At 73.9% G+C, this 24,402-nt stretch carries 20 protein-coding genes; 10 read left to right on the forward strand and 10 right to left on the reverse strand.

Going from position 1 to position 24,402, the window contains the following annotated elements:
• Positions 1–38: 38 nt before the first annotated feature.
• Positions 39–737 carry an SDR family NAD(P)-dependent oxidoreductase gene (locus tag ACQPYN_RS22745; protein WP_433028004.1) on the forward strand — a complete coding sequence of 233 codons (699 nt, stop codon included), beginning with the start codon at positions 39–41 and terminating at the stop codon, positions 735–737.
• 39 nt (positions 738–776) lie between these two features.
• Here the strand turns inward: ACQPYN_RS22745 and ACQPYN_RS22750 are convergent, their stop codons facing one another.
• Positions 777–1,664 carry a LysR substrate-binding domain-containing protein gene (locus ACQPYN_RS22750; RefSeq protein ID WP_433028007.1) on the reverse strand — a complete coding sequence of 296 codons (888 nt, stop codon included), beginning with the start codon at positions 1,662–1,664 and terminating at the stop codon, positions 777–779.
• Positions 1,665–1,804: 140 nt separating this feature from the next.
• Here ACQPYN_RS22750 and solA point away from each other — a divergent pair, with 140 nt between their 5' ends.
• The 3 genes from solA (at position 1,805) to ACQPYN_RS22765 (ending at position 4,964) form a co-directional block, all read left to right on the forward strand.
• Positions 1,805–3,004 carry an N-methyl-L-tryptophan oxidase gene (gene solA, locus ACQPYN_RS22755; protein ID WP_433028010.1) on the forward strand — a complete coding sequence of 400 codons (1,200 nt, stop codon included), beginning with the start codon at positions 1,805–1,807 and terminating at the stop codon, positions 3,002–3,004.
• On the forward strand, positions 2,997–4,190 hold the full coding sequence (locus ACQPYN_RS22760) for an aromatic ring-hydroxylating oxygenase subunit alpha (protein ID WP_433028013.1): 1,194 nt from the start codon (positions 2,997–2,999) through the stop codon (positions 4,188–4,190). The genes solA and ACQPYN_RS22760 overlap by 8 nt, the downstream gene beginning before the upstream one ends.
• A 123-nt stretch (positions 4,191–4,313) precedes the next feature.
• On the forward strand, positions 4,314–4,964 hold the full coding sequence (locus tag ACQPYN_RS22765) for a hypothetical protein (protein WP_433028016.1): 651 nt from the start codon (positions 4,314–4,316) through the stop codon (positions 4,962–4,964).
• A gap of 287 nt (positions 4,965–5,251) precedes the next feature.
• On the opposite strand, the gene ACQPYN_RS22770 is transcribed toward ACQPYN_RS22765, so the two are convergent.
• The 5 genes from ACQPYN_RS22770 to ACQPYN_RS22790 form a co-directional block, all read right to left on the reverse strand.
• Positions 5,252–5,983, reverse strand: a complete 732-nt coding sequence (locus ACQPYN_RS22770) for a PIG-L deacetylase family protein (protein WP_433028019.1) — start codon at positions 5,981–5,983, stop codon at positions 5,252–5,254.
• Between the two features lie 46 nt (positions 5,984–6,029).
• Positions 6,030–6,395 (reverse strand): MmcQ/YjbR family DNA-binding protein, encoded by a 366-nt coding sequence (locus ACQPYN_RS22775; protein ID WP_433028022.1) that lies wholly within the window; start codon positions 6,393–6,395, stop codon positions 6,030–6,032.
• A 28-nt stretch (positions 6,396–6,423) separates the two neighbouring features.
• Positions 6,424–6,573: a hypothetical protein gene (locus ACQPYN_RS22780; RefSeq protein ID WP_274187620.1), complete on the reverse strand. Its 150-nt coding sequence runs from the start codon at positions 6,571–6,573 to the stop codon at positions 6,424–6,426.
• A gap of 1,364 nt (positions 6,574–7,937) precedes the next feature.
• On the reverse strand, positions 7,938–8,753 hold the full coding sequence (locus tag ACQPYN_RS22785; RefSeq protein WP_433028025.1) for an Fpg/Nei family DNA glycosylase: 816 nt from the start codon (positions 8,751–8,753) through the stop codon (positions 7,938–7,940).
• A gap of 29 nt (positions 8,754–8,782) precedes the next feature.
• Positions 8,783–9,253, reverse strand: a complete 471-nt coding sequence (locus tag ACQPYN_RS22790; RefSeq protein ID WP_433028028.1) for a ribose-5-phosphate isomerase — start codon at positions 9,251–9,253, stop codon at positions 8,783–8,785.
• A gap of 98 nt (positions 9,254–9,351) precedes the next feature.
• On the opposite strand from ACQPYN_RS22790, the gene ACQPYN_RS22795 reads away from it, so the two are divergent.
• The 4 genes from ACQPYN_RS22795 to ACQPYN_RS22810 all read left to right on the forward strand — a co-directional run bounded on the left by ACQPYN_RS22795 (position 9,352) and on the right by ACQPYN_RS22810 (position 17,786).
• On the forward strand, positions 9,352–11,934 hold the full coding sequence (locus ACQPYN_RS22795; RefSeq protein WP_433028031.1) for a glutamate--cysteine ligase: 2,583 nt from the start codon (positions 9,352–9,354) through the stop codon (positions 11,932–11,934).
• A gap of 58 nt (positions 11,935–11,992) precedes the next feature.
• A complete protein-coding gene (locus ACQPYN_RS22800) occupies positions 11,993–13,768 on the forward strand; it encodes an N-acetylglutaminylglutamine amidotransferase (RefSeq protein WP_433028034.1) in 1,776 nt (591 codons plus the stop codon).
• Between the two features lie 51 nt (positions 13,769–13,819).
• A complete protein-coding gene (locus ACQPYN_RS22805; RefSeq protein ID WP_433028037.1) occupies positions 13,820–15,658 on the forward strand; it encodes a S9 family peptidase in 1,839 nt (612 codons plus the stop codon).
• 91 nt (positions 15,659–15,749) lie between these two features.
• Positions 15,750–17,786, forward strand: a complete 2,037-nt coding sequence (locus ACQPYN_RS22810) for a galactose oxidase-like domain-containing protein (RefSeq protein WP_433028040.1) — start codon at positions 15,750–15,752, stop codon at positions 17,784–17,786.
• Positions 17,787–17,806: 20 nt separating this feature from the next.
• Here the strand turns inward: ACQPYN_RS22810 and ACQPYN_RS22815 are convergent, their stop codons facing one another.
• Positions 17,807–19,231: an aldehyde dehydrogenase family protein gene (locus tag ACQPYN_RS22815; RefSeq protein ID WP_433028043.1), complete on the reverse strand. Its 1,425-nt coding sequence runs from the start codon at positions 19,229–19,231 to the stop codon at positions 17,807–17,809.
• Positions 19,232–19,337: 106 nt separating this feature from the next.
• On the opposite strand from ACQPYN_RS22815, the gene ACQPYN_RS22820 reads away from it, so the two are divergent.
• A complete protein-coding gene (locus tag ACQPYN_RS22820) occupies positions 19,338–20,234 on the forward strand; it encodes a phytanoyl-CoA dioxygenase family protein (RefSeq protein WP_433028046.1) in 897 nt (298 codons plus the stop codon).
• Positions 20,235–20,259: 25 nt separating this feature from the next.
• Here ACQPYN_RS22820 and ACQPYN_RS22825 read toward each other — a convergent pair whose 3' ends face one another.
• Positions 20,260–20,868 carry a mycothiol-dependent nitroreductase Rv2466c family protein gene (locus ACQPYN_RS22825; RefSeq protein ID WP_433028049.1) on the reverse strand — a complete coding sequence of 203 codons (609 nt, stop codon included), beginning with the start codon at positions 20,866–20,868 and terminating at the stop codon, positions 20,260–20,262.
• Positions 20,869–20,955: 87 nt separating this feature from the next.
• Between ACQPYN_RS22825 and pepN the strand changes: the two genes are divergently transcribed.
• Positions 20,956–23,517: an aminopeptidase N gene (gene pepN, locus ACQPYN_RS22830; protein ID WP_433028052.1), complete on the forward strand. Its 2,562-nt coding sequence runs from the start codon at positions 20,956–20,958 to the stop codon at positions 23,515–23,517.
• Between the two features lie 67 nt (positions 23,518–23,584).
• On the opposite strand, the gene ACQPYN_RS22835 is transcribed toward pepN, so the two are convergent.
• Both ACQPYN_RS22835 and ctaJ read right to left on the reverse strand, forming a co-directional pair.
• Positions 23,585–24,124, reverse strand: a complete 540-nt coding sequence (locus ACQPYN_RS22835) for a DUF5130 family protein (protein WP_420791813.1) — start codon at positions 24,122–24,124, stop codon at positions 23,585–23,587.
• Positions 24,111–24,365, reverse strand: coding sequence for an aa3-type cytochrome oxidase subunit CtaJ (ctaJ, locus tag ACQPYN_RS22840; RefSeq protein ID WP_433028055.1), 255 nt, complete (start codon positions 24,363–24,365; stop codon positions 24,111–24,113). Before ctaJ ends, ACQPYN_RS22835 begins: the two co-directional genes overlap by 14 nt.
• Between the last annotated feature and the right edge of the window lie 37 nt (positions 24,366–24,402).

A 24,402-nucleotide genomic window follows, 5' to 3' on the forward strand; every position in this document is an offset into this window, starting at 1 on the left:
CCGGTTTGGCCGCGGACCTCGCGAGGCACACGAGCGACATGAGCGAGAGCACCGAGCGGGTCGTCCTGGTCACCGGCGCGGGCCGGGGGCTGGGCGTGGAGGTCGCCCGCCAGCTGGTCGACGCCGGGCACCTCGTGGTGGTCGGGGCGCGCGACGTCGAGGCGGGCGCCGCGGTGGCGAAGCAGCTGGGCGAGAACGCGTGGCCGCTGCACCTCGACGTCACCGACCCGGAGTCCGTGCAGGCCGCGGTCGAGGCGGTCGACCGTCGCCACGGGCGCCTCGACGCGCTCGTGAACAACGCGGCGGTGCACTTCGACCCCGGCGCCGACCCCGTCACCGAGGACCTCGAGGTCGCCGACGGCGCCTGGCGCACCAACGTCCTCGCGCCCTGGCGCCTCACGCAGGCCTTCGTGCCGCTGCTGCGCGCCGGGAACGACGCGGTGATCGTCAACGTGACCAGCGGGCTCGGCTCGCTGGCGCGCATGGGCGCGCACTCGCCCGCCTACAGCGTCTCGAAGGCCGGGATCAACGCGCTGACCCGCGTGTTCGCCGACGCCCTGACCCGCGACGGCATCGCCGTGCACGCGGTGTCCCCCGGCTGGACCGCCACCGACATGGGCGGCTCGGGCGGGCGGCCGATCGCCGAGGGCGCGGCCGGGATCGTCGACGTCGTCCGCTCCCCCGGCGCCGCCCCCTCCGGCTCGTTCCTCCAGGACGGCGAGCACGTGCCCTGGTGACCCGTGAGCGATGTTCCCGGCTATAGCCGGGAACATCGCTCACGTGCCCAGGCTGCGCGCCACCTCGACGAAGTGGGCGACGGCGGGCGAGCGGTCGGCGCGGCGCCAGGCGACCTGGAGCGCGACCATCGGCACCGGCCCCGAGAGCGGGCGGAACACCACGCCCGGCGGCCGCAGGTTCGCGTAGTACGCCGGCTGCAGCGACACCCCGAGCCCCGCGGCGACGAGCCCGAGCTGGGTCTCGATGTCGGCGCCCTCGGCGACGATGCGCGGGCTGAAGCCGTGCTCGCGGCAGTAGCTCGTGATGATGTCGAAGAACGCCGTGCCCAGCGAGCGCGGCCAGAGCACGAAAGGCTCGTCGGCCAGCAGCGCCGGGTCGATCTCGTCCTGCCCTGCCAGCGGGTGGTCCCCGGGCAGCGCCGACACCAGGGGCTCCGAGACGAGGTGCTCGACCTCCACGGCCACCGTCGCCGACGCGGCGCGCACCAGCCCCACATCGAGACGGCCGTCGGCGAGGGCGACGATCTGCGCGGCCGTGTCCTGCTGGGAGACCTCGAGCTGCAGGTCGGGGAACGACGTCCGCATCGCCCGCAGGATCTGCGGCGTGATCGACGCCAGCGCGGTGCCGACGGACCCGACGACCAGAAGCCCCACCGCCCCGTCCGCCGCCTGCGTGACCAGCGACTGCGCCCGCTCGGCCTCGAACAGCACGCGCGGCGCCGCGTCGAGCAGCACCCGCCCGGCCGGGGTCAGCTCGGTGGCGCGGCTGGAGCGGTCGAAGAGGGCGGCGCCGAGCGTCCTCTCCAGCGCGCGGATCTGCTGGGAGAGCGCGGGCTGGCTGACGTGCAGCCGCCGGGCCGCGCGGCTGAAGTGCAGCTCGGAGGCCACGGTGAGGAACACCCGCAGCTGCCGGAGCTCGACGTCCATGACCTCGATACTGCCCCGCGCGAGCGGCATAAGTCCGCCCTGATGACAGCAGTGGCAGGGGTGATCGCGGATCCACCCCGCGCGACCGGGTGAGCGGTGACGCTGAGGACACATCCGAGAACCGACCCGGAGTGATCACCGTGCACAGCTCACGAACCCGGCCCGACCGCCGCCTCGTCGTCATCGGCTGCGGCGGGCTCGGCTCCGCCGCCGCCTACTGGCTCTCCCGGGCCGCCGGGGGTCGCGTCCTCGCCCTCGAGCGCCACGGCCTCGGGCACGACCACGGCGCGAGCCAGGACCACTCGCGGATCATCCGCTACGCCCAGCACCAGGACGCCTACGCGGCCCTCGCGCCCGCCGCCTACGCCGCCTGGCGCGACGTCGAGCGCGTCTCCGCCCAGACGCTGGTCACCGAGACCGGCGGGCTCGTCATCGAGGACGTCGACGCGCGCTCGGGCCTCGACACGGGCGGGCGCAACCTCGGCGGGTACGCCGCGGTGGCCGACCGGCACGGCGTCGACTTCGACCTCCTCGACGCGCGCGGCATCGAGGCGCGCTGGCCGCAGTTCCGTCTCGCCGGCACCGAGCAGGCCATGTACCAGCGGCGCACCGGCATCGTCGACGCGGCACGCGCCAACGCCACCCACGTCGCGCTGGCCCGCGGGCACGGCGCGGAGATCCGCGAGCACTCCCCCGTGCGTGCCCTGCACCCCACCCGCGACGGCGTCGAGGTCGTGCTCGACGGCGAGGTGGTGCGCGCCGAGCACGTCGTCGTCACCGCCGACGCGCGCACCAACGAGGTGCTCGACGGCCTGGTCGAGATCCCGCTGACCGTCCTGCAGGAGCAGGTGACGTACTACGCGACGCCGAACCTGCTCGACTTCTCGCCCGCGCGGTTCCCGGTGTTCATGTGGCACGGCGCCGACAACTTCTACGGCTTCCCCGTGTACGGCGAGGTCGCCACGAAGCTGGGCCAGCACATGGGCGGGAATGAGGTCACCGCCGACTCCCGCACGTTCGAGCCGGACCCGCTGCGCCAGAAGCGCCAGGAGGCGTTCCTCGCCGAGCACCTGCCCGGCTTCGGCGGCCCCGAGCTGTACACGAAGACCTGCCTGTACACGATCCCGCCCGACCAGCACTACGTGATCGACACCGTGCCGGGCGAGCCCCGGGTCAGCGTCGGGGTCGGCGCCGGGCACGCGTTCAAGTTCGCGTCGCTGATCGGCAAGATCCTCGCCGACCTCGCGACGACGGGCGGCACGCGGCACCCCATCGGCGCGTTCGGTCTCGACCGCCCCGCGCTGACCGACCCGACCTGGGGGCGAACGTTCCATGTCTGACCTCGTCACGCGCTCCCCCGGGTGGTCGCTCCCGCAGGCGGCCTACACCGACGCGGACGTCTTCGCCGCCGACCTCGACCGCGTCTTCGCCGCGCACTGGCTCTTCGCCGGGCACACCGGCGAGCTCGACACCGCCGGCCGCTACCTCACCGTGGACGTCGGCCGCGACCGCGTCATCGTCGTCCGCGGCGAGGACGGCGTCCTGCACGCCCACCACGACGTCTGCGCCCACCGCGGCTCGCGGGTGACCACCGAGCCCCGTGGCCAGGTCAAGGCGTTCGTGTGCCCCTACCACCAGTGGGTCTACGCACTCGACGGCTCGCTGCGCGCGGCCCGGCTGATGGGCGACTGCTTCGCCACCGCGTCCCACCGGCTCGCCCCGGTCGCGGTCCGCGAGGTCGCCGGCCTGGTGTTCGTCTGCCTCGCCGACGAGCCGCCCGACTTCGGCGCCTTCGCCGCCGCCCTCGAGCCGCGGCTCGATCCGCACGGGCTCGCCGATGCGCGTGTCGCCGTGCGCCAGCACTACCGCGTGGCCGCGAACTGGAAGACGCTCGTGGAGAACAACCGCGAGTGCTACCACTGCGCGGGCAGCCACCCCGAGTTCTCGCTGTCGAACTTCGACGTCGGCATGAACGGCGACGTGCGCACCAACCCCCGCTACGACCGCGCGCTCGCCTCGGCCCGCGCCCGGTGGAGCGCGCAGGGCCTGCCGGGCGAGGACGTCAACTTCCCCGAGGGCGCCTGGTACCGCGTCGCCCGCCTGCCGCTGCGCGACGGCTTCGTCTCGGAGACCCTCGACGGCCGCCCGCTCGCTGCGCCCATGGGCCGCCTCACCGACCCCGACGTCGGCAGCCTGCGCGTGGTGTCGCTGCCCAACCTCTGGGCCCACGCCAACGGCGACTACGCGGTGACCACCCGCCTGACACCGGTCGACGCCGGCACCACGGACGTCGAGCTCTGCTTCCTCGTCGCGCGCGACGCGACCGTCGACGAGGACGCGATGACCGCCGTGTGGCGGGCGACCTCCGAGCAGGACTGGGCGCTCTGCGAGGCGAACTACGCCGGCATCGCGTCGCGGGGCTACCGTCCCGGGCCGCTGTCCCCGGTGGTCGAGGCCTCGGTCGAGGGGTTCCTCGACTGGTACGTCGACGCGCTCGCCGATCCCCCACACGCCCGCTCCGCCTGACCTCCGGCGTCCCCATCGGGTGGTCGTCGCTGCTCGATGGCGTGACGACCCTCCCTCCTGTGGGCGTCGAGGCCGACACTCGGCGACGTCATCGGGGTGGGGCGACGTGTCGGGGGTGCGGCGATGGCTGTCGATCGGGGGGTCTGTCGATCGGTGGTGCTGGCGGCGCTCGTCGGGGCCGCGCTCGTCCTCGGGTCCGCGTCCGCCACCGGAGCACCGGCCGGCACCCCCGCGAGCGGGGGCGACGGGACGCGACGGGTCGCGCTCGGCGACTCCTGGGCCGCCGGGACCGCGGCCGGCGAGGTCGAGGCGGCGTCCGGCACGTGCCGGCGCAGCCCTCGCGCCTACCCCGCGGTCGTCGCCCGCGCCGCCGGCGAGACCTCGTGGACCTCGCGGGCGTGCGCGTCCGCGACGGGTGGCGGGAACGGCCAGTTCACGTCGCTCGGCCCGGCGACCGAGGTCGTGACGGCCACCGTCGGCGCCGACGCGACGGGGCTCGGCGCGCTGGCGTCCGCCTGCTCGTCGCAGGGCGCCGCGGCGCGCTGCGACGACGCGATGACCCGCTTCGACCGGGCGCTCACCACGCTGCCGCGCGCGCTCGACGCGTCGCTCGCCGACATCGGGAAGCGCGCCCCGCGCGCCGCGGTCACCGTCACCGGCTACCCCTGCTCGCGGAGGGACGGGCGTGCCCGAGCGGGCCCGCCGACGCGACCCGGGCCGCCCGCCTCGACGACGCCGTCACGCGCCTGGACACCGCGCTCGCCGGCCGCGTGACCGCGGCCGGGATGCGGTTCGTCGACGTCCGGTCCGCGTTCGCCGGGCACGGGGTGTGCGCTCCGGACCCCTGGCTCGCCCCGCTGACCGGCCCCGACGCGCTCCTGGCCGGCGGCGCCACCGCGACCGGGCACGCGCTCGGCGTCCTGCCCGCGCTCGCCGCGCCGGCCCCGACGACGCCCGCCCCGACGACGCCCGCCCCGACACGGCCGGCGACACCCCGTCCGACGGGCGCCGCGACGAGCCGCCGGCCCCGCTGTTCCCCGGCTGAGCCGGCCGGCGCAGCGTCAGCCGAACACCTCGAACGGCACCCGCGCCGGCCCGTCCTCGCCGCCGGTGGTCATCAGGACCACCTCGCGGGCCTGCTCGACGACCGGCCGCGGGTCGAGGGCCGCCAGGTAGGCGCGGTGCTCGGCGAGCGACGCGATCGCGACGTCGCGCCACCCGGTGACGTCCACGGCGTGCGTGGGCTGCGGAGAGGCGGCGACGACGACGTGCCGCACGCCGGACCAGGTCTCGAAGCCCTCGTCGATGAGCTCGCGGAAGACCCATTCGTTGCCGGCGTCGCCCACCGCGTCGAGGGTCGCCCGGCCGACCGCGCGGTGGTCGGCGCTGTTCCACGTGCCCAGGCCCCGTGTGTTCAGCCCGAAGGTGTCGCGGTGGTTGCTGACGACCACCAGCTGCGGGCGGGCCCGCCGGATCTCGCGGGCGAGGTCGCGCCGCAGGTCGAGGCTCTCCGTGACCACGCCGTCGCGATGACCGAGGAACCGGACGTCGTGCACCCCGACGGCCGCGGCGCTCGCCCGCTCCTCGGCCTCGCGCAGCGGCCCGGCGACCTCCGGCGGCGTGCCGGCGATGCCCGCCTCGCCGCGGGTCGCGAGCACGTACGACACCGAGCGCCCCGTGGCGGTCCAGGCGGCGACGGCGGCGTTCGTGCCGTACTCGAGGTCGTCCGGGTGGGCCGCGATCGCGAGGGCACGCGACCAGTCGTCGGGCAGGGGCGGCAGGTCGGGGCTCATGAGGTGCAGCCTGAGACCTCGACCTTGCTCCAGGTCAAGGGAGGGGTCATCCCAGGAGGGCCGCGAGCCGCCGGGGCGCCACCTGCCGGTAGGCGTCGGTGACCACCTCGCGGACCTCGCCCCAATCCGGACCCTGCGGCTCGACGTCGAGCCGCAGCCCGAGCCAGCCGCGGTGACCGACGTAGGGCGGGACGAAGAACCGGTCGGGCTCCGCCGTCACCATCTCCTCCTGCGCGCCCTCGGGGGCGGCGACCCAGAGGCAGAGGTACTCGTCGCCGTGGTGGCGGCCGACGTAGCTGGCGAACATCTTGCGCACGAACCAGCTCGGCGTCCCGTGGCTGATCTTCTCCGTGACCTCGGGCAGGGCCACGCAGACGGCCCGCAGCCCGTCGATCAGCTCGTCGGCGTCCACGCGGGCATCGTGGCCCGGGGCGGGCCGGCTACGCCAGCAGCGAGCCGACCAGGATCGACAGGACGAACACGGCCAGGATGATCACCGTCGCCACCCGCACCCACGGCCGGTGCGGGGTGGGCGTCGAGGGCTCGGAGACGCCCTCGGTGGGGTCGCTGCGCTCGTCGGGCCGCGTCATCGGCGTTCCTCACGGAAGGGGACGGATCGGACACCGACGAGGCTACCGGCCGGTGGCGGCCCGCCTCGGAGCCACGGGGACCTCGCCGCTCGCGTGCCGACCCGACGGCGGCTCCGCACGGTGCCGCCGGGAGCCGTCGGACTCCTCGTCGGCCGGCCGGTGCCGGGCCCGGCGCGGCACCGGGACGTCCCCGGTGGCGGCGTGCCGGCTCCGGGTGACCGGGAGCGGCCCGGACACGGGCGAGGGCGCCCGGGGGCGGGTGCGGCCTCGGCGAGGGCGGCAGCGGCCGCCGCCTCGGCCCGGACGCGCCGCAGGTCGTCGAGCGAGGCGATCGAGGTCGGGGCGGCCGGCTCCTCCTCGGCGTCCGGTGCCGCGGGGACGCGTGGCGGGGCGGGACGGGCGCCGGGGGCCGGCCGCGACGGTCCGAACGACAGCGCCGAGGCGAAGCCGGCGGGGGTGGGCGCCGACCCGGGCTTCGGCGTCGGGCTCGCCGCGGCGCGCACCGTGAAGGCGTCGGTGGTCTCCTCGGGCGCCGGGGTCGCGACGGGCTTCGGGGTGGGCTTCGGGGTGGGCCGTGCGGTCGCCGCGACAGGGGCCGGGGCGGGCGGGTCGACCGGGTCGCCGGCCGGCGGGCCTGGATCGACACCCGCGACGTCTCCGTGGCGACGGGCGCGGGACGGGCTGCGGTGGTCGTCGTCGCCGGGGCCCGGAGGGCCTCGGTCGCCGCTGCGGGGCGCACGGTCGCGGTCGCCGGGGAGGGGGCCACCGGAGCCGGACGCGCGCTCCGACCGGCCGGAGCGGCTGCCGCCGTGGCGGGCTCGACCGCCTCGGTGCGGTCAGCCACCTCACCGCCCTCCTTGCCGGCCCCCCGCTGCGCCACCGGACGAGGCCGGGCGGGACGCACGGGGACCGGCACGATCTCCTCGATCGGCGCGGGCACCACCGCCGGGGCGGGCGCGGAAGCCCGGCGACCGCGGATCATCTGTCCCGCCGCGGAGATGAGGTAGGCGACACCCACGAGGCTCCAGAACGAGAGCACGAGGAGCTGCACGACCGTCGGCGGATCGCTGATCATCGCCAGCTGCACCCCGGCGACGCCGAGCCCGGCCACGCCGAGCACGAGGGCGAACCGCGAGCGCGTCGTCATCTGCCAGCGGGGCCGCGGGCGGGCGACCGACGGCGACGGGCTCCGCTTCGTCTCCCGGCCCACACGTACCTCCTCGACGGATCGGACGACCCGCACCATACGGACAGGACGGACACGGGAGGTGTGGACGCACCGTCCGTGTGAGGACCTCGTCACGGACGGGGCACGTGTCACCCTCCCGGGTGAGGCATCGAACGCGGAGGGCGAAACGTAACGGTCAGGTCGCGGCCTGACAGGTCGCGCACCAGAACAGGTTCCGGGCTGCGTGCGTACGGCGGCTGACCTCCGTGCCACACACCCGACAGGGCTGGCCCGTCCGGCGGTACACGTAGACCTCCCGGCCGCAGCCACGGCCGTGCGGCTCGTCGGGGGCGTGATGACAACCACGGTGGTCGGGGCGCACGGTGTCGATCGCGCCCCGGCGCACGCCGTCGGCGAGCAGGTCCGCGAGATCGGCCCAGACGGCGTCGAAGCGTTCCCGCCCGAGCTCCCGCCCCGGCAGCAGCGGGTCCAGGCCGTGCCGGAAGAGCACCTCGGCCCGGTAGACGTTGCCGACGCCCGCGATCACCGACTGATCCATGAGCAGGGTGGCCAGCGGGGCCTTCGACCGGCCGATCCGCCGCCAGGCCGCCTCGGGGTCGGCGTCGTCGCGCAAGGGATCGGGTCCGAGGCGGGCCCGCACGCCGTCGACCTCGCCCTCGGTGAGCACCTCGCAGGCGATCGGACCGCGCAGGTCCGCCCAGTGCGTGGGCCCGACGAGGCGCATCCGCACCTGGCCGCGGGGCGGCGTCACGTCGCCGGTGTGCATCGTGAACTTGCCGTAGAGCCCGAGGTGGACGTGCACGACGAGGTCGTCGGCGTAGACGTGGAAGAGGTGCTTGCCGTGCGCGTCCACGGCGCGCAGCTCCCGGCCGTCGACGAGCTCGGCGTCCCGGCTGAAGCGGCCCTGCGGGGACGAGACGGCCACCTCGTGGCCCACGAACCGGCGGGTGTGGGTGCGCGCGAGGCGACGGATGGTGTGGCCTTCGGGCACCGGGCCTGCCTACCCCGCCACCCGGCCGGTCACTCCTGGGGAAGGGCCGGGGGCTCGCCGGTCTGCTCGTAGGCGGTGAGCATGTCGATGCGCCGCTGGTGGCGCCCGCCCTCGAAGGCCGTCGCGAGGAACGCCGTGACGATCTCGGTCGCGTCGTCCGGGGTGTGCATCCGCGCGCCGAGCGAGACGACCTGGGCGTCGTTGTGCTTGCGCGCGAGCTGCGCGGTCTCGACGTTCCAGGCCAGGGCGGCGCGGCACCCCGGCACCTTGTTGGCCGCGATCTGCTCGCCGTTGCCCGAGCCGCCGATGACGACGCCGAGGGCCTCGGGGGTCGCGACGGTGCGGCGCCCGGTCTCCACGCAGTACGGGGGGTAGTCGTCGACGGGGTCGAACTCCTCGGGCCCGACGTCGACGACGTCGTGACCCGCCCTCGCGAGCTCGCGCAGCAGATGGCCCTTGAGCTCGAACCCAGCGTGGTCCGATCCGACGAAGACGCGCACGGCGCGCAGTCTGTCAGGTGTGAGGAAGGCCGCCGCAGGGGTAGTGGACGGCGGCTCGGAAACATCCCCGTGACACACCGATCGTAGGTTGGCCCGTTATGGGAGCGCGACCGCCGGACCACCGCCTGCCCCCCGCGGGCGAGGTCGTGATGGGTGTCGAGGAGGAGTTCCACCTCGTCGACCTCGAGTCACGGTCGGCGGTGCCGCGCGTCCCGGAGCTGCTCGACGAGCTGACCGCCCTGGACGGCGAGGCGTTCGCCCCGGAGCTCAAGCCCTCGATCATCGAGACGAACTCCCGGCCGACGTCGGACCTCGCCGACCTGCGCACCGACCTCGTGCGGCTGCGCGGGATGCTCGCGCACATCGCCGACTCCCACGGTCTCGGCGTGGTCGGAACGGGCAGCGTCCCGCTGATCGACGGCTCCGCCGAGGGCATCACCCCGTCGCCGCGCTACGAGCGGATGCGCGACGAGTACCAGATGCTCGCCTTCGAGCAGCAGATCTGCGGCACCCAGGTGCACGTCGACGTCCCCGACCGCGACGCCGCGGTCGCGGTGATGCAGCACAGCGCGCCGTGGCTGCCGGTCCTGCTCGCGCTCTCGTCGAGCTCGCCGTTCTGGAAGAGCGAGGACACCGGCTACGCCAGCTCCCGCACGCTGGCGTGGCACCGCTGGCCGACCGCCGGTCCCCCGGCCCCGCTCCGCGACGCCGCCGACTACGACGCCCTGATCGCCGACCTGCTCGCCTCGGGGACGATGTCCGACCCGGGCATGGTCTATTTCGACATGCGTCCGTCGGCGCACCAGGCCACCGTCGAGGTGCGCATCTGCGACGCCAGCCCGAGCGTCGACGGCGTGGTGCTGATCGCCGGGCTCTCGCGGGCGCTCGTGCGTCACGGGGTGCGCGCGCACGTCGAGGGCCGGCCGATGCCGCAGTACCGCCCCGAGCTGCTGCGCGCCGCGAGCTGGCGGGCGGCGCGCTCCGGCCTCGAGGGCGACCTCGTCGACGTCCCCGGCCGCGAGCTCGTGCCCCCGTCGCGGGCGGTGCGCCTCATGCTCGAGCACCTCGCCGACGACCTGGACGAGGCCGGCGACCGCGCCGTCGTCGAGGAGCTGGCCCTCGAGGCCCTCGCCCGCGGCAGCTCCGCGGCCCGCCAGCGCCAGCGCGCCAACCGCAACGGCAACCTCGAGGCCGTCGTCGACATGCTCCTCGCCGAGACCCGGGGCGCGCCGGACTCGCCGGTGGACGCACCGATCTCGGAGACGGTCGCGCCGGTCCTGCTCGCCGACTACGCGTCGCCCGCCTACGACGAGGCCGTCGCCGAGGACGGCACCGTCCGCCCCGCGTACTCGTGGCTGGTCTCGACACTCGAGCGGATCGGCCCGCCCGGGCTGCTGGTGCACGAGAAGAGCCGCGACGCCGAGCAGCGCGCCCGCGGCATGATCTTCGGTCAGGCCGACGACGACGAGCGGCTCTTCCCCCTCGACCTCGTGCCGCGCCTCATCACCCCCGGCGAGTGGGAGACGCTCACCGAGGGGCTGATCCAGCGGGCGCGCACGTGCGAGGCACTGCTGCAGGACCTGCACGGCGAGCGCGCCTGCCTGCACGACGGCGTGCTCCCCGAGGACGCGCTGCGCTGGCTGCCCCAGCCGCACGAGACCGCGATGAACCTGCACCCCGGGGCCATCCGGGCCCTGGTCAGCGGCCTCGACCTCGTCTGCGACGCCGCCGGCGAGTGGAAGATCCTCGAGGACAACCTGCGCATCCCCTCGGGCATCGGCTACGCGATGGCCGACCGCCGCGTCGTGCGCAGCGTCCTGCCGGAGCTCCAGGCCCCGAACGGCGTGCTCGACGCCGACGAGGGGCCCGCGATGCTGCGCGAGGCGCTGCTGGCCTGCGCCCCGCCGGCGGCCGGCCACGACCCCGTCCTCGCCCTGGTCACCGAGGGGACGACGGACTCGGCGCACTTCGAGCACCGCATGCTCGCCGAGGAGATGGGCGTGCCGCTGCTCACCCCCGGCGAGCTCCGCGCCGTCGCCGGGATGATCACCGTGGCCGCCACCGGGCGCCCCATCGACGTGATCTACCGGCGCATCGACGAGGAGGTGCTGTTCACCGCGGAGGACGCCGAGGGGGTCCCCCTGGGCGACCCCGTCCGCGAGGCCGTCCGCACCGGGCGCCTGACCCTGGCCAACGCGCCCGGCAACGGGCTCGTCGACGACAAGGGCGTCTACCCCTTCATCTCGTCGCTCACCGAGTACTACTTCGGCGAGAAGGCGACGCTCGCGGCCGTCCCGACCTGGTCGTGCGCCGATCCCGAGCAGCGCGAGTACGTCCTGTCGCACCTCGACCGGCTCGTCACCAAGCCCGTCGACGGGTACGGCGGGCAGGGCATCGTGGTCGGGCCGCACGCGAGCGCCCAGGAGCTCGACGAGGTGGCGGCGGCGGTGCGCGCGCACCCCGCGGCGTTCGTCGCGCAGGAGACCATCCGGATCTCCACCCACCCGACGTTCACCGGCACGACGCTGGAGCCGCGCGTGGTCGACCTGCGGGCCTTCGTCGTCCTCGCCCCCACCCCGACCGTCCTCCCGACCCCGCTCACCCGGGTCGCGCCCGCCGACTCGCTCGTGGTCAACTCCTCGCGCGGCGGGGGCTCGAAGGACACCTGGATCCTGCGCTGAACGGGGATCCGCACTGAATGGGCGCACCCCCGACCGACCGTGACCGAGGAGGCCACACGTGTGCGGCATCGCCGGTGAGTTCCGCTTCGACGGCCGGGCGGCCGAGGTCGCCACCGTGCTGGACATGGCCCAGGTCCTCGAGCCCCGGGGACCCGACGGCTGGGGCGTCGTCGGCCACGGGCCGCTCGCGCTGGCCCACCAGCGCCTGAAGATCATCGACCTGTCGGAGACCGGGGCCCAGCCGATGGTCGACTCCGACCTCGGCCTGACCGCGGTCTTCAACGGGATCATCTACAACTACCGGCAGCTGCGCGACGAGCTGCACGCCGACGGCTACCGCTTCTTCTCCACCTCGGACACCGAGGTGCTGCTCAAGGCCTTCCACCGCTGGGGCGCGGCGTGCGTCGAGCACTTCAAGGGCATGTTCGCGTTCGCGATCTCCGACCGTCGCACCGGCGACCTGGTGCTCGGCCGCGACCGCCTCGGGATCAAGCCCCTCTACGTCGCCCAGGTGCCGGGCGCGGTGCGGTTCGCCTCGTCGCTGCCCGCGCTGCTGGCCGGCGGCGGGCTCAACACCGACGTCGACCGCGTCGCGCTGCACCACTACATGAGCTTCCACTCGGTGGTCCCCGCCCCGCGCACGATCCTGCAGGGCGTCCGGAAGCTCCCGCCGGCGACGGTCCGCACGCTCTCCCCCGACGGCGGCACCACCGACTGGACCTACTGGGAGCCGGAGTTCACGCGCGACGCCGACCGTTCTGCAGAGGAGTGGGCGCAGACGGCGCTCGACTCGCTGCGGACCGCGGTGGAGCGGCGCATGGTCGCCGACGTGCCGGTCGGGGTGCTGCTCTCGGGCGGCATCGACTCCTCGATCGTCGTCGCCCTGCTCGCCGAGATGGGCCAGAAGGACCTCAAGACCTTCTCGATCGGCTTCGAGTCCGAGGGCGGGGAGTCCGGCGACGAGTTCGACTACTCCGACCTCGTCGCGAAGACCTACGGCACCGACCACGTGAAGTTCACGGTCCCCAAGCACGAGACCGACGACGCCCTGGCCGGGGCCGTCGCGGCGATGGCCGAGCCGATGGTCAGCCACGACGTCGTCGCCTTCTACCTGCTCTCCCGCGAGGTCTCGAAGTCGATCAAGGTGGTGCAGTCGGGCCAGGGCGCGGACGAGATCCTCGGCGGCTACGACTGGTACCCGCCGCTGGCCGGGATCGCGCGCGACGCCGCGCTCGACTCGTACCAGAAGGCGTTCTTCGACCGCCCGCACTCCGAGGTCGCGCAGCTGCTCACGCCCGAGGCCCTGGTCGACGACGACGTCAGCCGCGCGTTCGTCGCCGAGCACTTCGGACGGCCGGGGGCCGACTCCGCGGTGGACGCCGCGCTGCGCCTCGACACCACGATCATGCTCGTCGACGACCCCGTGAAGCGCGTCGACAACATGACGATGGCGTGGGGCCTCGAGGCGCGCGTGCCGTTCCTCGACCACGAGTTCGTCGAGACGATGGGCGCCTGCCCGCCGGAGTACAAGCTCGCCGACGGCGGCAAGGGCGTGCTCAAGGCGGCGGCGCGCGGCGTGCTGCCCGACGAGATCATCGACCGCAAGAAGGGCTACTTCCCGGTGCCGGCGATCCGCCAGCTCTCGGGCCCGGTCCTGGAGCGGGTGCGGGGGGCCCTGACCGACCCGGCCGCCACGTCGCGGGGCCTGTTCCGGGCCGACGCGGTGGCGACGATGCTCGACGACCCGAACTCGGGGCGCACCAACCTCGGCGCCAACGCGTTGTGGCAGGTGGCCCTGCTCGAGATGTGGCTGCAGGAGCACGGCATCACGTAGGTACCGTGCCCGCGAGGGGGATCGTGGTCGACCGAAGGAGGACGCGGGCCGGTGGACGAGTGGATCAGCGCCACACGCTGCTGGTCGCCCAGCCCCTCCCCGGACGGCACCACGATCGCCTTCGTCTGGGACGGGGACGGCCGGCCGCAGGTGCGCATGCACCGCCGGGCCACCGGCGAGGAGTGGTCGCTCGACACGGGTGACGAGCTCGTCTCGACCGTCCGCTGGTCGCCGGACGGGCTGTGGCTGGCGGTCGAGACCGCGCCCGACGGCGGCGAGCGCAGCAACGTGTCCATCGTCCGCCCGGACGGCACCGACCTGCGGCCGGTGCGCGGGGTCGGCGACGCCGACCGGGGCGCGGTGACCCTCGACCGCTTCACCCACACCGGCTCCGTGCTGGCGATCACCGAGTCCGACTACGACACCACCACCGCCTGGCTGGTCGACGCCGAGTCCTCCCAGCGCCAGCGGGTCGGCTCCGGGCACGCCCTGCAGGTCCTCGACGTGAGCCGCGACCGGCGCCGTGTGCTCCTGCGCCGCGGGCGCCGCGGGTCACGCCACGTCGGCATCGTCGACCTCGACGGCACCGAGGGCTGGCACGAGATCGACTCCGGGCGCGGGCCCGGCGGCCCGCCGGGCGCCGTCGAGCACCCGGTGGCGATCACCCGGGACTCCAGCGTGGTGGCCGGCCGGTTCTGCCCCGACGGCACCCAGATGTACCTGCTCACCGACGGCGGGCGCGAGCGCGCGGCGCTGGTGCGCGTCGACGTCGCGACCGACGCCCGGCCGATGACGCCCGAGGTGCTCGCCGAGCGCCTCGACGCCGAGCTCGAGCGCTTCGCCCTCACCGAGGACGCGGCGGTCGCCGCGCTCGTGTGGAACGCCGAGGGCCGCAGCGAGGTCGACCTGCTCGACATCTCCTCCGGCAAGTCCAGCGCCTACGCCCCGCCCGGCGACGTCGTCACCAGCGCGGTCTTCAGCCACGACGGCGACTCGCTGGTCATGGGCATCCAGGCCCCCGAGGTGCCCGCCGCCGTGTGGTGCCACGAACTCTCGTCGGACACCACCGCGCTGATCTGTCCGCAGGAGGAGCCGTCCTGGGGGCCGGGGCAGCTCGTGCACCCGACGCTCGAGGTCGTCACCACCCCCGACGGCCTGCGCCTGCCCGGGTGGCTCTACCGGCCGCGGGGCCAGTCGGGGCCGTTGCCCACGGTGATCTACCTGCACGGGGGGCCCGAGGCGCAGGAGCGCCCCGTGTTCACCCCGCTCTACCAGCACCTGCTCGCCCGGGGCATCGCCGTCTACGCGGCCAACGTGCGCGGCTCCTCGGGGTTCGGGCGCTCGTTCGTCAACGCCGACAACGGCGCGGGACGCTTCGCGGCGATCCGCGACGTCGCGACGTGCGTCGAGCACCTCGTCGACACCGGCGTCTCCGATCCCGAGCGGATCGGCGTCATGGGCCGCTCCTACGGCGGCTACCTGACCCTCGCGGCGCTGGTGAACCACCCCGAGCTCTTCGCGGTCGGCATCGACGTGTGCGGCATGGCGGACTTCGAGACGTTCTTCGCGCGCACCGAGCCGTGGATCGCCGACGCCGCGGTGGGCGAGTACGGCCACCCGATCCACGACCGCAACCTGCTCCGCGAGCTCTCCCCCGTGCACCGCATGGAGCACCTGCGCGCGCCCCTGCTGGTGATCCACGGGAAGTTCGACACCAACGTCCCGGTGCACGAGGCCGAGCTCGCCGTCCACGGCGCCAAGGCCGCCGGCGTGCCGATGAAGTACCTGCTCTTCGACGACGAGGGCCACGAGATCCAGCGCACCGAGAACCGCGTGCGCTTCATCCACGAGTGCGTCGACTGGCTCTGCACGCACTTCGGTCTCGACTGACGCCCGGGGGCGCCTGGGCTGTTCGAGTGGCGCTTCGCCCGGATCGTCCCCTTCCCTGTCACTCTCGGTGAGACATCACCGGAGGTGCGCCATGAGCCCCATCGACGACCACCATGCGGCGCTCGGCGGTGACGGGGGCCTGCTGGGGGCGCCGACGGGTCCGGAGCTGAGCACACCGGACGGCATCGGGCGGTTCCGGCACTATCTGCGCGGATCGGTCTACTGGTCCCCCGTCACCCGGGCGCACGAGGTCCACGGGGCGATCGCCGCCGCCTGGTCCGGTATGGGCTGGGAACGGAGCCCGCTGGGCTATCCCCTCACCGACGAGCTGGGCACCCCGGACGGGGTCGGGCGCTTCAACCTCTTCCAGAACGGCGCGATCTACTGGACCCCGGGCACGGGGGCGTTCGAGGTCCGCGGCGCCATCCACGTGCTGTGGGCACAGCTCGGCTCCGAGCGCAGCGCGCTGGGGTATCCGCTGAGCAACGAGGAGACCACGCCGGACCGGCACAGCCAGCACACGCGGTTCCAGGGCGGCGACATCTGGTGGGACGCCCACCGCGGGGCCTACGAGGTGCTCACACGCCCGGCGTTCCCGCGGCCCGATCCCGCGGTCGGCGGCGCGTGGGCCGTCGCCCCGTTCACGGCGGACATCAGCGGTCTGCACGCGGCGCTGCTCCCGACCGGGGCGCGCGGCTCGATCTGGTTCCTGAGCTACCTCGACGAGACGGGGCACGGGCACCACGACCCCCAGCCGGCCCACGACGGCGAGTCCCGGGTGCTCGACCTCGCCACCCGGACGGCGTCGACACCGGGGTACGAGGGCCCGCACCACCACCTGCCGAACCTCTTCTGCGGCGGTCACGCCTTCCTGCCCGACGGGCGCCTGCTCATGGTCGGCGGGGACCGGGAGGACCAGGACCGCCTGCGGATGCTGCACACCTTCACGCCGGGCGGCGCGGGCGGCGGCCGGTGGCGGGACGTCGACCGCATGGCCCAGGGCCGCTGGTACGGGTCCGCGGTGACCCTGCCCGACGGCCGGGTCCTCATCGTGGCCGGTGAGCGCCGGGTGTTCCATCCCGCGCAGGGCCCCAACCCCAACCTCAGCTACGAGATTTTCGACCCCGACACGGACGAGGTGGGCCCGGCGACGCCGGCACCGCAGTTCGGGCAGTTCGCGGGCTCGGTCACCTACCCGTGGGTGTTCGTGCTCCCTGGCGACCGGGTGCTCGTGCACGGAGGCACGCGCACGGTCTTCCTGGACCTGGGCACGCTCGCCTTCGACCCGACCCCGGTGGACGCGATCGAGCGTCCCGACCGCAACAGCCGCACCTACGGCGTCGAGGGCACGAGCGTCCTGCTGCCCCTGCTCCCCGACGCGAGCCCGCCGTACCGGGCGACGGTGCTGGCGCTCGGCGGCGGGGGCGCGCCGCCGGTGGGGATGCGGACCCCCGCCACCGCGAGCTGCGAGGTCCTCGACCTCGGCGTGCCCACCCCCGCGTGGGCGCCGGCCGCCACGATGCACGCCGCGCGCGTCATGCCCGACGCGGTGCTGCTGCCCGATCGCACCGTGCTGGTGATGTCGGGCAGCAGCCGCGGCTACGCCGACAACGGCGCGAACCCGGTGTGGGAGAGCGAGCTCTACGACCCCGCGACCGACACGTGGACGCCGATGGACCACACCGTGGTCCCGCGGCTGTACCACGCCACGGCGCTCCTGCTCCCCGACGCGACGGTCATGACCTCGGGCACCGACGCCACGTGGAACCCCGAGGTCATCCCGGTCTCGGAGCTCCGGTTGGAGATCTTCCGGCCGCCCTACCTCTTCCGGGGCGACCGACCGACGATCACGTCCGCGCCCGACGCCGCCGACCACGGGAGCGTCATCACGGTCGGGACCCCGGACGCCGCGTCGATCACCACCGTGGCGCTGATGCGGAACGGGTCGTGCACCCACTCGTTCAACCCGGACCAGCGACACGTCGGACTGGAGATCACCTCGCGGTCCGCCGATGAGCTGACCCTGCGCATGCCGCCCGACGGAGCCGTCGCCCCGCCCGGCTGGTACATGCTCTTCCTGCTCCGCGACGGGGTCCGCTCGGAAGCGGAGTTCGTCCGTCTCTTCTGAGGTCGCCCGGGCGCGCCCGGCTACAGCTGGATGGACTTGATCTCGAGGAACTCCTCGAGCCCGTAGCGGCCCAGCTCGCGGCCGGTGCCCGACTGCTTGTAGCCGCCGAACGGCGCCACCGGGTTGAACGCGCCCCCGTTGACGTCGACCTGCCCGGTGCGCATGCGCTTCGCGACCTCGACGCCGCGCTCCTGCGACCCGGCGAACACCGCACCCGCCAGCCCGTAGACCGTGGCGTTGGCGATCTCGACGGCCTCGTCCTCGGTGTCGTAGGGCATGACCGACAGCACCGGCCCGAAGATCTCCTCCTGGGCGATCGTCATGTCCGGGCGCACGCCGGAGAAGATCGTCGGCCGGACGTAGGCGCCGCGCTCGAGCCCGTCGGGACGACCCGGGCCGCCGGCGGCGAGCTCGGCGCCCTCGGAGACCCCGGTGGTGATGTAGCCGTCGACGCGCTCGCGCTGGCGCTCCGAGGACATCGGCCCGATGCGGGTGGACTCCTCGGTCGGGTCGCCGACGGTGTACTTCGCCGACTGCTCCACCGCCATCTCGACGACCTGGTCGTGCAGCGACGCGGGCACGAGCAGCCGGGTCCACGCCGTGCAGGTCTGGCCGCCGTTGATGAAGCAGTTGCCCAGGCCGAGCTTGACGGCCTGGGTGAGGTCGGCGTCGTCGAGGACGATGTTGGCGGACTTGCCGCCGAGCTCCAGGGCCACGCGCTTGACCGTGGCCGCCGCGACCTCCTGCACCCGGCGCCCGGCGGGCACCGAGCCGGTGAACGACACCATGTCGACGCCCGGGTGCTTCGCCAGGGCCTCGCCGGCCTCGGGCCCGGTGCCGTGCACGACGTTGAAGACGCCGGCGGGCAGGCCGGCCTCGGCGGTGATCTGGGCGAGGATGCCCGCGGTCAGCGGCGCGACCTCGCTGGGCTTGAGCACGATCGTGCAGCCCGCGACCAGCGCCGGCGCCACCTTGGCGACCACCTGGTGCAGCGGGTAGTTCCAGGGCGTCACGGCCCCGACGACGCCGATCGGCTCGCGCACGACCAGCGAGTTGCCGATCTCCTCGGTCCAGGGGAACGACTCGGCCAGCCCGGCGACGCCCTTGGACGTGGCCATCGGCATGCCGACCTGCACCGAGTTGGCGAACTTCGTCGGCGAGCCCATCTCCGCGGTGATGGAGGCGGCGATCTCGGCGCTGCGGGCCTTGATGCCCTCGCGGATCGCGGTCACCGCCGCGACGCGGTCGGCGAGCGGCCGGGCCGCCCAGGCCGGGAAGGCGTGCCGGGCGGCGAGGACGGCGGCGTCGACGTCGCCGGCGCCGCCCGCCGGCACCTCGGCGAGCGTCTCCCCGGTCGCGGGGTTCACCACCGCGATCGACCCGGAGCCCTCCTGCCAGGCCCCGTCGATCCAGTGCCGCGTGAGGGTGTCCGTACCGGTCGTCATCTCGTGCCTCCGAGTCGGTGGGGTGCGCCCTCCACCCTGCCCGACGGGGCGACGTGGCCCCTCATCTGACCTACCGTGTGATGACGGACACAGGTGGAGGTTCCCCATGCTCATCGACGAGATCCGACGGACGCCCGCGAAGGTCGTCACCGAGGAGCAGCGCGAGTCGTACTGGGAGAACGGCTACCTGCTGCTCGAACGGCTGATCCCCGAGGAGTGGCTGGTGCGCCTGCGGGCGGCCACCGACGAGATGGTGGAGCGCAGCCGCGCCCTGAGTGCCTCGGATCGCGTCTTCGACCTCGAGCCCGACCACACGGCCGACGCGCCGCGGCTGCGCCGGGTCACCAGCCCCGTCGACCAGCACCCTGACTACTGGGCCTACGCCCGGGACTCGCTGCTCGCCGACGTCGCGGCCGACCTCGTGGGGCCCGACGTCGCCTTCCACCACTCGAAGCTCAACTTCAAGTGGGCCCGGGGCGGCGCGGAGGTCAAGTGGCACCAGGACATCCAGTACTGGCCGCACACCAACTACACGCCGCTGACGTTCGGGACCTACCTGTACGACTGCGGCATGGAGCAGGGGCCGCTCGGCGCCCTGCCCGGCAGCCACGACGGCCCGCTCTACGACCTCTACGGCGACGACGGCGCCTGGGCGGGAGCGCTCTCGGCGCGCGACGCGGCCGGCCTCGACACCGCCCGGACCGCCTACCTGCCCGGCCCCGCCGGCTCGGTGACGATCCACAACTGCCGCACCGCGCACCACTCGGCGGCGAACGACTCGCCCATCGGCCGCCCGTTGCTGCTCAACGTCTACAAGGCGGCCGACGCCATGCCGTACACCGCGAACCCCCTGCCCTCGAGCCACGCCGAGGAGGTCGTCCGCGGGCAGCGGGCCCGCTGGGCGCACCACGACCCGCGCCCGTGCCTCATCCCGCCGGACTGGTCCGGCGGCTACACGAGCCTGTTCGCGCTGCAGCAGAACGAGGCGCCGGCCTCGATGTGACGCCGGCGGCCTCGTGCACCGGGGCTCAGTCGAACTTCAGCTCGGTGTCGCGCGTGCGCTTGAGCTCGTAGAAGTACTCGTAGCCCGCGAGGAGCTTGGCGCCGTCGAAGATCCGGCCGGCCTGCTCGCCCTTGGGGATGCGGGTCAGGACGGGGCCGAAGTAGGCGGAGCCGTCGACGTGGATCACCGGGGTGCCGACATCCATGCCCACCGGGTCCATGCCCTCGTGGTGGCTCTTCTTCAGCGCCTCGTCGTACTCGTCGGAGTACGCGGCCTGGGCGAGCGAGGCGTCCAGGCCGACCTCGGCGAGCGCCTTCGGGATGACGTCGTCGAAGTCCTTGTTGCCGTTGTTGTGGATCTCGGTGCCCATCGCGGTGTAGAGCGGCGCGAGGACCTCGTCGCCCTTCTGCTGCGCCGCGGCGATGGCGACGCGGACCGGGCCCCACGCCTTCTTCATCATCTCGGCGTACTCCTCGGGCAGGTCCCGGCCCTCGTTCAGCACGGCGAGGCTCATCACGTGCCAGTGCGTCTCGACGTCTCGCACCTTCTCGACCTCGAGCATCCAGCGCGACGTGATCCACGCGAAGGGGCACAGCGGGTCGAACCAGAAGTCGACGCGGGTCTTCTCAGCCATGGCGATCGGGTTCCCCTCTCAGAAGGTCTCACCCGGGCAACCCCGGCGAGGGGCCGTGATGTTCCCGGTCGGTCGTAGGGTGGCGCCGTGGCTGCCCCGAACCTGACCCGCGACGACGCCATCACGCGCGCCGAGCTGCTCGACGTCGAGTCCTACGCGGTCGACCTCGACCTCACCGACGGGGCCGGCGCGCCCGGCGAGTCGACGTTCCGGACGACGACGACCGTGCGCTTCACGGCCGCCGAGCCGGGCGCCTCGACCTGGATCGACCTCGTGGCCGCCGGCGTGCGCTCGGCGACGCTCAACGGCCGCGAGCTCGACGTCGCCGACTACGACGAGGAGAAGGGCATCGCGCTGCCCGACCTCGCCGCGGAGAACGAGCTCGTCGTCGATGCCGACGGCCGCTACATGAACACCGGCGAGGGCCTGCACCGCTTCGTCGACCAGGTCGACGGCGGCGTCTACCTCTACAGCCAGTTCGAGACCGCGGACGCCAAGCGGATGTTCGCCTGCTTCGACCAGCCCGACCTCAAGGCGACGATCACCGCGACGGTGACCGCGGCGCCGAGCTGGCAGGTGATCTCCAACGGTGCGACCGAGGCCGTCACCGATGCCGACCACGGCGCCAAGCGGCACGCCTTCGCCACCACGGCGCCGATCTCGACCTACCTCGTCGCGCTGATCGCCGGGCCGTACGCGCGCTGGGACGACACCTACACCGACGAGCACGGCACCATCCCGCTCGGCATCTTCTGCCGCGCGAGCCTCGCCGAGCACATGGACGCCGAGCGGCTGTTCACCGAGACCAAGCAGGGCTTCGGCTTCTACCACCGCAACTTCGGTGTGCCCTACCCCTTCGGGAAGTACGACCAGCTCTTCGTCCCCGAGTTCAACGCCGGCGCGATGGAGAACGTCGGCGCCGTGACGTTCCTCGAGGACTACGTCTTCCGCAGCCGCGTCACCCGCTACCTCTACGAGCGCCGCGCCGAGACCGTGCTGCACGAGATGGCGCACATGTGGTTCGGCGACCTCGTGACCATGCGCTGGTGGGACGACCTGTGGCTCAACGAGTCGTTCGCCACCTGGGCGAGCGTCGTCAGCCAGGCCGAGGCCACCGAGTACCGCAACGCGTGGACGACGTTCGCCAACGTCGAGAAGTCGTGGGCCTACCGCCAGGACCAGCTGCCCTCGACCCACCCCGTGGCCGCGGACATCCCCGACCTGCAGGCCGTCGAGGTCAACTTCGACGGCATCACCTACGCCAAGGGCGCGAGCGTCCTCAAACAGCTGGTCAGCTACGTCGGGCAGGAGGAGTTCCTGTCGGGGCTGCGGCTCTACTTCTCGCGCCACGCCTACGGCAACGCAACGTTCGACGACCTGCTCGGCGCCCTCACCGAGGCCTCCGGCCGCGACCTGTCGGGCTGGAGCGCGCAGTGGCTCCGGACGACGGGGCTCAACTCGCTCTCGCCGTCGTTCAGCGTGGGTGAGAACGGCAGGTACACCGCGTTCGAGGTCGTCCAGGGCGGCGCCCGGCCCGGCGCGGGCGAGCTGCGCACCCACCGGCTCGCGGTCGGCATCTACGACGACGACGGCTCCGGCAAGCTGGTTCGGCAGCACCGCGTGGAGCTCGACGTCTCCGGCGACCGCACCGAGGTGCCCGAGCTGGTCGGTGTCGACGCCGGCGCGCTGGTGCTGGTCAACGACGACGACCTCACCTACTGCACGATGCGCCTCGACGAGCGCTCGCTGACCACGCTGATCGACCGCATCGGCGACATCGCCGAGCCGCTGCCCCGCACCCTGTGCTGGTCGGCGGCCTGGGAGATGACCCGCGAGGCGGAGCTGCGCGCCCGCGACTTCGTCGCCCTCGTCACCGCGGGGCTCGCCGCCGAGTCCGAGGTCGGCGTGGTCCAGCGCCTCCTGCTGCAGGCCCAGACGGCGCTCGCCTCCTACGCCGAGCCGGGCTGGGCGGTCACCGAGGGGTGGCCGACGTTCGTGGCGCGCCTGCTGGAGCTGGCGCACGCCGACCCGGGCTCCGACCACCAACTGGCGATCGTCAACGCGCTCGCCGGATCGGTGCTCACCGGCGAGGCGATCGACACCATCGCCGGGTGGCGCTCGGGCGAGAAGCCGCTCGAGGGCCTCACCGTCGACACCGACCTGCGCTGGCGTCTCCTGCACGCGCTCGTCGCGCACGGCGCCGCGGGCGAGGCCGAGATCGAGGCCGAGTACGCCCTCGACAACACCGCCACCGGCCGGCGGATGACCGAGCGCGCCCGCGCGCTGATCCCCACCCCGGAGGCCAAGGCCGAGGCGTGGCGCCGGGCCGTCGAGGACGACTCGCTCCCGAACGCGATCAACTCCGCGATCATCATGGGCTTCTCGCACCCGGCGCAGCAGGCGCTGCTCGTCGACTACGTGCCGCGTTACTTCGCGGCCGTCGACGACGTCTGGGCCCGCCGGTCCTCGGAGCAGGCGCAGCCCATGGTGCAGGGGCTCTTCCCGTCCTGGGCCGTCGAGCAGGCGACCGTCGAGCAGGCGGACGCCTGGCTCGAGGGCGACCACCCGTCGGCCCTGCGCCGCCTGGTCACCGAGGGTCGCGCGGGCGTCGTGCGCGCCCTCGCCGCTCGGGAGTTCGACCGGGGCTGAGGCTCACCCGTACGGAACGAACGCGCTGTTCGCTGCGATAGGAGCAGCGAACAGCCCGTTCGTTGCGTCAGGAGTGCTGGTGGTGCGCGGCACCGGCCTGGTCGGCGAGCATGGTGACGCCCTCGACGATGCCGCCGACGAGGTCGGACTCCTTGAACGACGCGACCATGCTCATCACCGCGAGCTTGGCGCCGCGGTCGTCGATGCGGCGGCTGGACTCGGCACCCGTGACGACCTCGACGACGCGCTCGCCCGGGGACACCGCGACGACGACCGCCTCGGCCGCGCTGTCGCCGAGCGAGGCGTGGAGCTCCTCGGCCCGCTCGCGGGAGCGGGGGCCCAGGGCGCCGATCCAGAGCGTGAACAGCAGCCCGGTCTCGCGACCGGCGAGCGTGAGCGCCTCGTCGAGCCGGGAGAGCTGGGAAGGCGAGAACGGGGTGCGCGAGTCCTCGGCGAGCACGTCGGTCGCCTCGGAGATGCGGCCGGACAGCGTCGCGACGCGCGCCTCCCCGTAGACGGGGTCCTCGAGCATCCCGGGCGTACCGCTGTACCGGGTGGTCTCGCCCGGCGCGTCCTGCCTGGTGGGGACGACCTCACCACGTGCCACGAGCGCCTCCTCGGGCGGTGTGCTCGGCGGCCGCACCGGCGGGGACGGCCTCGACGGTCGGTCCGGGGACGCCGGAACCGCGGGGGTTGCCCATCCACCACAGCGGCTCGTGGTCCCACGGGTCGCCGGAGCGGTAGCGGGCGCCGCGCGCGGGACGGCGGACGAGGGTCAGGGCGGCGATCAGGCCGATCCCCCCGAGCGAGGTCACCCCGTAGAGCAGGAAGGTGGTCAGCGGGCTCACGGGCAGCACCGTAGTGGATCCGGCCCACGACGTCCCG

The sequence above is a fragment of the Actinomycetospora sp. CA-053990 genome, from assembly GCF_050948445.1.
GTDB lineage: Bacteria > Actinomycetota > Actinomycetes > Mycobacteriales > Pseudonocardiaceae > Actinomycetospora > Actinomycetospora callitridis.

Coding starts and splice junctions, on each gene's coding strand:
- ACQPYN_RS22745 (WP_433028004.1), top strand. CDS start 39: ATGAGCGAGAGCACCGAGCGGGTCGTCCTGGTCACCGGCGCGGGCCGG.
- ACQPYN_RS22750 (WP_433028007.1), bottom strand. CDS start 1,664: ATGGACGTCGAGCTCCGGCAGCTGCGGGTGTTCCTCACCGTGGCCTCC.
- ACQPYN_RS22760 (WP_433028013.1), top strand. CDS start 2,997: ATGTCTGACCTCGTCACGCGCTCCCCCGGGTGGTCGCTCCCGCAGGCG.
- ACQPYN_RS22765 (WP_433028016.1), top strand. CDS start 4,314: ATGGCTGTCGATCGGGGGGTCTGTCGATCGGTGGTGCTGGCGGCGCTC.
- ACQPYN_RS22770 (WP_433028019.1), bottom strand. CDS start 5,983: ATGAGCCCCGACCTGCCGCCCCTGCCCGACGACTGGTCGCGTGCCCTC.
- ACQPYN_RS22780 (WP_274187620.1), bottom strand. CDS start 6,573: ATGACGCGGCCCGACGAGCGCAGCGACCCCACCGAGGGCGTCTCCGAG.
- ACQPYN_RS22795 (WP_433028031.1), top strand. CDS start 9,352: ATGGGAGCGCGACCGCCGGACCACCGCCTGCCCCCCGCGGGCGAGGTC.
- ACQPYN_RS22810 (WP_433028040.1), top strand. CDS start 15,750: ATGAGCCCCATCGACGACCACCATGCGGCGCTCGGCGGTGACGGGGGC.
- ACQPYN_RS22815 (WP_433028043.1), bottom strand. CDS start 19,231: ATGACGACCGGTACGGACACCCTCACGCGGCACTGGATCGACGGGGCC.
- ACQPYN_RS22820 (WP_433028046.1), top strand. CDS start 19,338: ATGCTCATCGACGAGATCCGACGGACGCCCGCGAAGGTCGTCACCGAG.
- ACQPYN_RS22825 (WP_433028049.1), bottom strand. CDS start 20,868: ATGGCTGAGAAGACCCGCGTCGACTTCTGGTTCGACCCGCTGTGCCCC.